The organism is Rhizobacter sp. P2_H2 (assembly GCF_056403375.1).
In genome coordinates, this window is sequence record NZ_JBFUFP010000129.1 from 1 (window position 1) to 9,051 (window position 9,051).

At 68.9% G+C, this 9,051-nt stretch carries 7 protein-coding genes; all 7 read right to left on the minus strand.

Annotated elements, in window-relative coordinates; all coding sequences use genetic code 11:
* Positions 1 to 1,471, minus strand: a 1,471-nt coding sequence (glk, locus tag AC1D15_RS10170) for a glucokinase (protein WP_477825885.1), incomplete at its 3' end; no start/stop codon positions are given.
* Positions 1,468 to 3,096, minus strand: a complete 1,629-nt coding sequence (locus tag AC1D15_RS10175) for an alpha-amylase family glycosyl hydrolase (RefSeq protein WP_477825886.1) — start codon at positions 3,094 to 3,096, stop codon at positions 1,468 to 1,470. The genes glk and AC1D15_RS10175, both read right to left, overlap by 4 nt.
* A gap of 128 nt (positions 3,097 to 3,224) precedes the next feature.
* On the minus strand, positions 3,225 to 4,115 hold the full coding sequence (gene malG, locus AC1D15_RS10180; protein WP_477825887.1) for a maltose ABC transporter permease MalG: 891 nt from the start codon (positions 4,113 to 4,115) through the stop codon (positions 3,225 to 3,227).
* Positions 4,116 to 4,128: 13 nt separating this feature from the next.
* A complete protein-coding gene (malF, locus tag AC1D15_RS10185) occupies positions 4,129 to 5,658 on the minus strand; it encodes a maltose ABC transporter permease MalF (RefSeq protein WP_477825888.1) in 1,530 nt (509 codons plus the stop codon).
* A gap of 21 nt (positions 5,659 to 5,679) precedes the next feature.
* Complete coding sequence (malE, locus tag AC1D15_RS10190) at positions 5,680 to 6,885, minus strand: maltose/maltodextrin ABC transporter substrate-binding protein MalE (protein ID WP_477825889.1); 1,206 nt, start codon at positions 6,883 to 6,885, stop codon at positions 5,680 to 5,682.
* On the minus strand, positions 6,882 to 8,006 hold the full coding sequence (locus AC1D15_RS10195) for an ABC transporter ATP-binding protein (protein ID WP_477825890.1): 1,125 nt from the start codon (positions 8,004 to 8,006) through the stop codon (positions 6,882 to 6,884). The genes malE and AC1D15_RS10195 overlap by 4 nt, the downstream gene beginning before the upstream one ends.
* Before the next feature lie 13 nt (positions 8,007 to 8,019).
* Positions 8,020 to 9,051 (minus strand): alpha-amylase family glycosyl hydrolase (locus tag AC1D15_RS10200; protein WP_477825891.1); only part of this gene is annotated, 1,032 nt, incomplete at its 5' end.

A 9,051-nucleotide genomic window follows, 5' to 3' on the forward strand; every position in this document is an offset into this window, starting at 1 on the left:
CGACCGACGAGATCCGGAAGCGGAACAGCTTGTGCTGCGCATCCAGCGCGACGATCGCCGAGTTGCCCATCGCGTAGAACTCGACGCGCCGCGCCTCGCGCAGCAGCGAGATCGCGCGATCCACCGCGTCCACGTTCAAGGCCTCGCGGAACTGCACGATGGCCGAGATCGTGTTGTCCAGCACCTTGGCGCACAGGTCGGCGGTGCCGTCCTGGCGCCGCACCTGCGTGCGCTGCACCGGCAGCGTGCCGGTCAGTCCCGAGCCGAGCTTCAGCTTGAAATCCGCCAGCCCCTGGAAACCGAGCGAGCGGCAGAAGCGGATCACCGTCGGCTGGCTCACCTCGGCGCCTTGCGCGATCAGCGCGATCGGGTCGTTCAGCGCGGTGCGCGGGTTGTCGAGCACGAAGTTCGCGACCCGCCGCTCGGCCGGCGACAGCGTCGTCACCGAGGCCCTTACGCGTTCGAGCAGCGGGTGGCTGCCGTCGGCGTCCGGCACGTGGTCGGACAGCAGCGTCGAGACGCCCTGGAACGCCAGGTTCTCGGCCGTCAGCAGGTAGGTCGGGATGCGCGCCACGTAGTCGCTCATGCGGCCCTTGGCTTCGAAGCGCTCGCGGAAGACCGCCTGCGCGAACAGCGGCCCGAGCCGCGGCACGATGCCGCCGCCGACATACATGCCGCCGGTGGCGCCGAGCGTCAGCGCCACGTCCGAGGCCATCGAGCCCAGCATCCCGCTGAACACCTCCAGCGTCTCCAAGCAGGCGGCGTCGTGCTGCAGCGCGCGCTGCACGATCTCGGCGGTCGTCAGCTCGCGCGCGCCGCCCGCCGCCGGGTGCAGGGCCTGGTGGATCAGCTCGATGCCCGGCCCCGAGATCAGCCGCTCGGCCGACACCCGCGACATGCTCTTCCAGGCATGCTGCAGCACGCGCATCTCGCGCTCGTCGCTGGGCGCGAAGTTGACGTGGCCGCCTTCGGTGGCGAGCGTGGTCCAGCGGTCGCCGGACGGGATCAACCCCGACACGCCGAGCCCGGTGCCCGGGCCGAGCAGCCCGATCACGCCGTTGGCCTGCGGCGCACCGCCGCCCACCTGCAGCCGGCCGTGCGGACCGACGCCGGGAATCGCCATCGCCAGCGCGGTGAAGTTGTTGACGACCAGCAGCGTCGACAGCTTCAGCTGCTGCTGCACCTCCTTGATGGAGAACGCCCAGTCGCGGTTGGTCATGCGCACCTGGTCGCCCTGGATCGGGTTGGCGATCGACACGGCGCCGTGGCGCGGCGTGAGCTCGGGCACCGTCGCGAGGTAGGCCTGGATCACCTCGGTGATGCCGGCGTGCTCGCTGCACGGCAACACCGCCACGTGCTCGAACTGGCCGGGTGCCGGCTCGATGCAGAAGCGGGCGTAGGTCGCGCCGATGTCGGCCAGCAGCCGCAGGTCGGTGAAGGGCGTGGCGCGGGAGCTGAGGTCGATGGTCATGGACGGGGGACTGCACCAGAGACAGGGGAGGCGGCCAGCGTGGCCGCGGGAGCGCGTTCGAGCAGGACGTAGCCGGTGGCGGCGAGCGTGACCCGGCCGTCGACCACCTCGACGCGCTGGCCGCTGTACGCGTCTCGCAGCGCCTCGCCGTTGCCGAAGGTGGCGCCCAGCGGCAGCGTGACGGTGCCGTCGACCGCCATCGCGACGACGACCGCATCGCCGCTCTGCGCATCGACGCGGCTGAAGACGTAGGGGCTGGCCGACAGTTGCCGATGCACGCCGCGTGCCAGCGCGACATGGCGCGCGCGGAAGCTGCCGAGGCGGCGCCAGTGCGCGAGCTGCGCGGTGTCGGGCGTGGCCCAGTTCATGTCGGAGCGGGTGGCCTGCTGTGGGTCGGACGCCGGTGCCGGGCCGGGCGGGCGCGCGGTTTCGTCGCCGTAGAAGATCTGAACCGCGCCGGGGGCGAGCAACAGCGCGGCACCGGCCTGCGCGAGGCGGCTGCGGTCGAACAGCCGCGTGTCGTGCGACGAGATGTAGCTCAGCGCGTTCCAGCCGGGCCGGCCGGAGAGCAGCGAGGCATAGCGGCTGTACAGCGCGTCGGGGTGGGCGAACTGCGGCGCCTGGTCCTGGAATTCGAAGTTGATCAGCGCATCGAAGCCGGCGTCGGCCAGCGGGCTGCGCTCCGGCCCCTGGCCCCAGGACTCGCCGACCATCCAGAACGGCTGGTCGTCGATCTTGTCGGCCGGGTGGCGGGCCTTCCAGTCGGCGAGCGCGGCGGTGGCGGATCGTTTCAGCGCCGCCCAGGCCGCCGGCTCGACGTGCTTGACGGTGTCGGCGCGGAAGCCGTCGATGCCGTACTCGCGCACCCAGTCGCTGAGCCAGGTCACCAGGTAGTCGCGCACGGTCGCATCGGGCAGGTCGCGGGCGCGCGTGCCGGGCTTGGTGCGCAGGAAGATCGGCAGCTTCACGCGCTCGGTGCTCTCGATGCGGAAGTCGGGCAGGTACGCGAGCTGCATCGTCAGGTCGTCGCGGCCGCCGTCGAGGTAGCCGGGCAGGCCGGCGCGCACCCATGGGCGGCCCCACCAGTCGGCGAACGCGAAGCTGTTGTAGTCGATGAAGCCGTGGTAGTCGCGCAGCGTCGCGCGCTCGCTGCCCGGCCACAGCACCTTGAGGTTGAGTTCGCGGGCGGTCTGCAGGTCGAGGTAGCCGGGGTGGTTCATCACCACGTCGAACAGGATGCGGATGCCCTGGCGGTGCGCGGTGCCCACCATCTCGCGCAGCTCGTCGGGGGTGCCGATGTTCTGGTCGAGCACGGTGTAGTCGAGCGCGTAGTAGCCGTGGTAGGCGTAGTGCTTGAAGGCCTTGTCGCCGCCGACCACCCAGCCGTGGATCTGCTCGTACGGTGCGGTGATCCAGATCGCGTTGACGCCCAGCTCGCGGAACCAGCCTTCGTTCAGCTTGTTGGTGATGCCCTTCAGGTCGCCGCCGTGGAAGGTGGCGACATCGGCCGCCGGATCGGCCTCGCGCTGGCGGCCGTAGGCGTGGTCGTTCGCCGGGTTGCCGTTGGCGAAGCGGTCGGTGACGGCGAAGTAGACGATCGGGTTGTCGGCGAAGGTGCCTGGCACCGAGATCGGGCCGCTGACGGGTGCAGGCGAGGGCGGTGCAACGACAGGCGATGCACAGCCGACCAGCAGGCAAACTGCAGCGATCCACGTAGCCCGGATGCCAATCCGGGATCGCGCTTGAACCCGTGTCATCCCTTGATCCCCCCGGCCGTGAGCCCCGAGATCATCCACTTCTGCGCSAGGATGAACACSACCGTGATCGGCAGCCCCGACAGGATGGCCGCGGCCGCGAAGTCGCCCCACAGGTATTTCTGGTCGTACAGGAACAGCTTGGAGCCCACCGCCAGCGTCAGCTTGGCYTCYTCATGCAGCAGGATCGACGCCACCGGGTACTCGATGATCGCGCCGATGAASGCGAGCAGGAACACCACCATCAGGATCGGCAGCGCCATCGGCAGCARCACCAGCCGGAAGGCCTGCCASGGCGTCGCGCCRTCGACCTTGGCCGCCTCCTCGATCTCCACCGGAATCGTGTCGTAGTAGCCCTTGATCGTCCACACGTGCAGCGCGATGCCGCCSGAGTACGCGAGCAGCAGCGAGGCATGGCTGTCGATGCCGAAGAACGGGAACACGCTGCCGATGCGGTCGAAGATCGCGAAGATCGCCACCAGCGCGAGCACCGCCGGGAACATCTGCATCAGCATCAGCCCRCCGAGCGCSATGCGCTTGCCGYGGAACTKCATGCGCGCGAAGGCATAGGCGGCGGTGGTCGACAGCGTCAGCGTGATCGCCGCGGTMAGGCTGGCCACCTTSACCGAGTTCCACAGCCACAGCAGCACCGGGAARTCCGGYTTCACSAGSCGCCCGTCGGGCGCGGTGTACGMGATGCCSAGCGCGAGCTTCCAGTGCTCGAAGCTGATGGTCTCGGGGATCAGGCTGCCGGCSGCGAAGTTGCCCGGGCGCAGCGAGATCGACAGGATCATCAGGAACGGGAAGATCACCAGCGCGACCAGGCCGATCAGGAACGCRTGCGCGGCCAGCACGCGCCAGCGGTGGCTCTTGTCGAGGACGATGGCCATGTCGTGTCTGTCCTTACCGCGGTTCGTCGCTGGAAACCTTCGTGAGGCGCATCTGCACCAGCGAGATCAGCGCGACCATCGCGAAGATCACCGTGGAGATCGCCGCCGCGAGCCCGAACTGCTGGCCCGAGTCCTGGAACGCGATGCGGTAGGTGTAGCTCACCAGCAGGTCGGTGGTGCCGGCCGGCACGCTCGTGTCCAGGAAGTCGGGGCGCCCGCCGGTGAGCAGGCTGATCAGCACGAAGTTGTTGAAGTTGAACGCGAAGGCCGAGATCAACAGCGGCGTCAGCGGCTTCAGGATCAACGGCAGCGTGATGCGCCAGAAATTGGTGAACGGCCCGGCCCCGGCCACCGCCGAGGCCTCGTACAGGTCGGCCGGGATCGCCTTGATGAGCCCCGAGCAGATCACCATCATGTACGGGTAGCCCAGCCACACGTTGACGATCAAGAGCATCACCTTGGCCAGCAGCGGGTCCGAGAACCACGCCGGCTTGATGCCGAACAGGGCATCCAGGATCAGGTTGATCTCGCCGAAGTTGTTGTTGAACAGCCCCTTGAAGACCAGGATCGAGATGAACCCCGGCACCGCGTACGGCAGGAACAGCAGCGTGCGGTACAGGCCCTTGAAGCGCAGCGCATCCCAGTTGAAGAGGACTGCCAGGAACATGCCGAGCGCGGCGCCAAAGAACACGGTGAGGGCCGAGAACACCACCGTCCAGAGGAAGATGCGCACGAAGGGCTCGCGGAACGCGGCGTCGGTGAAGATGCGCTGGTAGTTCGCGAAACCCACGCCGACCTGGAAGCCGGGTTGCACGCGCTCGCCGGCCTCGGTCTCGTAGAAGCCGCTGGTCATGTTCGGGCGCAGCACGGCGTTCGTCTGCTGGTTCACGAGCGAGCCGTCGGCGTTGCGCTTGTACAGCGGCTGCACCGCGCCGAACTGGCGCAGGCCGGTCATCACGAGCTTGTTGGGGGAGTCGGGCAGCACGAGCGTCAGCGCCTGCAGGTGCTTCTGCCGGGCGATGACGGTCTTGAGTTGCGCAGGCTCGGCCAGCGGTGCCTGCGCCGGGTCCTGCGGCGCGAGCTTCACCTCCAGCGGCGTGGTCGTCGCCAGCGCGAGCCGGCCGCTGACCCACGCCTTGCCGCTGTCGGCGTCTTCGAGCCGGAGGCGGAACTCGGGCCCATCCTCATGCAGCGTGAACGCATAGCTCGCGCCCTCACCGCCGTGGAAGGTCTCATCGAGGAAGTACTGCGTCGCCCGCGGGAACTCCAGCAGGTTGCGCGAACTGTAGTTCGTGAACCCGATGGCCATCGTGTAGACCATCGGGAAGACGACGAACACCAGCGCCGCGGCGATGCCGGGGAACAGGTAGCGCCACGCGTAGGTCTTCGCCGAGCTGTAGACCCACAGCGCGAGCGCGGTGATCGCGAGCATCGTGCCGGCCAAGAGCGTCTGGCCGGCCGCGTAGACCATCGCGACCACGTACAGCGCGCCCAGCAGCACGAAGGCGAGCAGGGCCGGGCCGGGGCGCAGCCGGTACTTCATCGTCTTGTGTGCCCGCTTGAGTTACTTCGCGGTGATCCGCTTGGCCGCGGCGTCCAGCGCCTCCTTCGGCTGCTGGCGGCCCTCGGTCATGTTCTTCAGCGCCGACTCCATCGACGACCAGAAGCGCCCCATCTCCGGGTTGTTGGGCATCGGCGCGCCGTCCTGCGCGCTGGCCATCGTCGCCTGGATGTTCGGGTTGCTCTTCAGCTCGGCGAACAGCGCCTTGCTCGCCGGCGTGCCCAGCGGCACGTCGTCGTTGATCGTCTTCAGGCCCTTCGGCGCCAGCATGAAGTTCTCGATGAACTCCACCGCCACGTCCCGGTTCGGCGAGGCCTTGGAGATCATCGCGCCCAGCACGCCGACGAACGGTGCCGCCTTCTTGCCGTTGACGCTCGGGATCCTGGCGACGCCGAAGTCGATGTTGGCCTTCTTGAGGTTGTCCCACGACCACGGGCCGTTGATCATCATCGCGACCTTGCCCTGCGCCATGCCCGCTTCCATCTCGGCGTAGCCCGCGCCCTTGGTCATCACGCCGTCCTTGACGAGCTTGCTCAGCAGCTCCGCGCCCTTCAGCGCGCCGGCGTTGTTGACGCCGGTGTCGGCCGGGTCGAAGTTGCCGTCCGCCTTCAGCTTGAATGGATACCCGCCACCGGCGGCCAGCAGCGGCCACGTGAAGTAGGTGTTGTTGTAGTCCCAGAGGATGGCCTTCTTGCCGGACGCGGACAGCTTCTTGTCCAGCGCGATCACCTCGTCGAAGGTCTTCGGCGGGGTCGGCACCAGCGCCTTGTTGTAGACCAGCGAGACCGCCTCGATCGACATCGGGTAGCCCCATTGCTTGCCGCCCACCGCGAACGCCTTGACGGCCAGCGGGTCCAGGTCGGCCAGCACCTTCTTGCTCGGGCTCACCGGCTGCAGCAGCCCGCCGGCGATCCACTCGCCGATGCGGTCGTGCGGCCAGATCCAGATGTCCGGGCCCTTGCCGGCCGCGGCGGCCTGCTGGAACTTGTTCGGTGCGTCCTCCGGGTGCTCCACCACCACCTGCACCCCCGTCTTGGCGGTGAACTCCTCGCCCACCTTGGCCAGGCCGTTGTAGCCCTTGTCGCCGTTGATCCAGATCAGCAGCTTGCCGGGCTCGGCGGCGTGGCTGACCAAAGGCAGGGCGGTGCCGGCCAGTGCCAGGATCGCGGCGCCGGCAAGCAGCTTCAGGTGATGTCGCTTGGTGTTCATCGTGTGTCTCCGGGTGGTGTGTGTTGTGGTGATGAAAAGAGCGTGCGCCCCTGCTCGTCGAACAGGAAGCCACGCTGCGGCGGGAAACTCAGGTACGCGGTGTCGCCCGTCTTCAGCGGGTTCTCCGGCGCGGTGCGGATCGTCATCGCCTCGGTGGCGCCGGTCAAGGTCACGTGCAGGTAGGTGATGTCGCCCAGGTGCTCGGCCAGCTGCACGTGCGCACGCATCGCCTGCGGGGTGGGCGTGCCGGCAGCGTCGACGTGCTCGGGGCGCAGGCCCAGGGTGACCTTGGCGCCGGCGGCCAGCGACGCGGCGTCGGCCTGCACCGTCGCGGTCGAGCCGTCGGCCAGCGCGATGCGGGCCAGGCCGTCGTCCGCGCCCAGCAACCTGCCTTCGATGAAGTTCATCTTCGGCGAGCCGATGAAGCCGGCGACGAAGCGGTTCACCGGCCGGTGGTACAGCTCCATAGGCGTACCGACCTGCTCGATGCGGCCCGCGTTGAGCACGACGATGCGGTGGGCCAGCGTCATCGCCTCCACCTGGTCGTGCGTCACGTAGACCATCGTGGTCTTCAGTTCCTGGTGCAGGCGCGAGARYTCCACGCGCATCTGCACGCGCAGCGCKGCATCCAGGTTCGACAGCGGYTCGTCGAACAGGAACACGCCCGGCTTGCGCACGATCGCGCGGCCGATGGCCACGCGCTGGCGCTGGCCRCCGGACAAGGCCTTCGGCTTGCGCTCCAGCAGGTGCTCGATCTGCAGCACCTGCGCCGCGCGGCTCACSGCSGCGCGCATCTCGTCCTTGGAGTAGCCGGCGAGMCGCAGCCCGAACGCCATGTTCTCGGCCACCGTCATGTGCGGGTAGAGCGCGTAGCTCTGGAACACCATCGCGATGCCGCGCTTGGCCGGCGGCACGTCGTTGACGAGTTCGTCGCCGATGTACAGCTCGCCCGAGGTGATGTCCTCGAGGCCGGCGATGCAGCGCAGCAGCGTCGACTTGCCGCAGCCCGACGGACCGACGAACACCAGGAACTCGCCATCGCGGACCTCCAGGTCCACACCGTGCAGGATGACGACGTCGTCGAACGCCTTGCGCAGCGACTTCAGTTGCAGGTGGGCCATGCTGCGTTCGCGATCAGGCCAGCTCGCCGAAGTACAGGCCGTGCGCCGGCAGCGTGAAACGCCGCCCGCTGCGCGAGCCCTGCAGCGCCGCATCGAGCTGCGTCGCGACGACCGTCGTCGCCGGCGCGTCGAGATCCACCGTGACCGGCTCGCTGCCGATGTTGAACACGCACAGCAGCGACGCCCCCTCGACACCCGCCTCCGGCGAGCGAACGAACGCCAGCACCGGCTCCGGCGCATCGATGAAGCGGATGTCGCCGCTGACCATCGCCGGCTGCTGCCGCCGCCAGGCCAGCAGCCGGCGCATGAAGTTCAGCGGCGAGGCGGGATCGCGCTCGTTGACGTCGACCGCGCGCGCCGCGTGCTCGGCCGGCACCGGCAGCCACGGCTGCACCGCGCGACCCTGGCTGAAGCCGGCGTGCGGCTGCGAATGCACCCACGGCATCGGCGTGCGGCAGCCGTCGCGGCCCTTGAACTCCGGCCAGAACGCGAGGCCGTACGGGTCCTGCACCTGCTCGAACGGGATCTCGGCCTCGGTCAGCCCGAGCTCGTCGCCCTGCCACCAGCAGACGCTGCCGCGCAGGCTCACCAGCATGGCARTCGCGACCTTCGCGTAGGCCAGGTCGGCGCCCGGGCCGCCCCAGCGCGTCAGCACGCGCGGCACGTCGTGGTTGCCGAACGACCAGCTGGCCCAGCCGTCGTGCATCTGCGCCTCGAGGTCCTCGACCTGCTGGCGGATGTAGGCGGCACTGCGCTCGGCGGTCAGCAGGTTGAAGCTGTAGGCCATGTGCAGCTTGTCGCCGCCGCGGGTGTAGTCGGCCATCGTCTTCAGCGAATCGTCGTCGCCGATCTCGCCGACGCTGGCGGCGCCGTGCCCGTCGAGCAGCCGCCGCACGCGCTGCAGGAACGCGAGGTTCTCCGGCTGCGTCTTGTCGTGCAGGTGGCGCTGCATGCCGTACGGGTTGCTCTCGCCGACGCTGCGGGTGTCGCGCGATTCGGCCGGCGGGTTGTCGCGCAGCAGCCGGTCGTGGAAGTGGAAGATGCA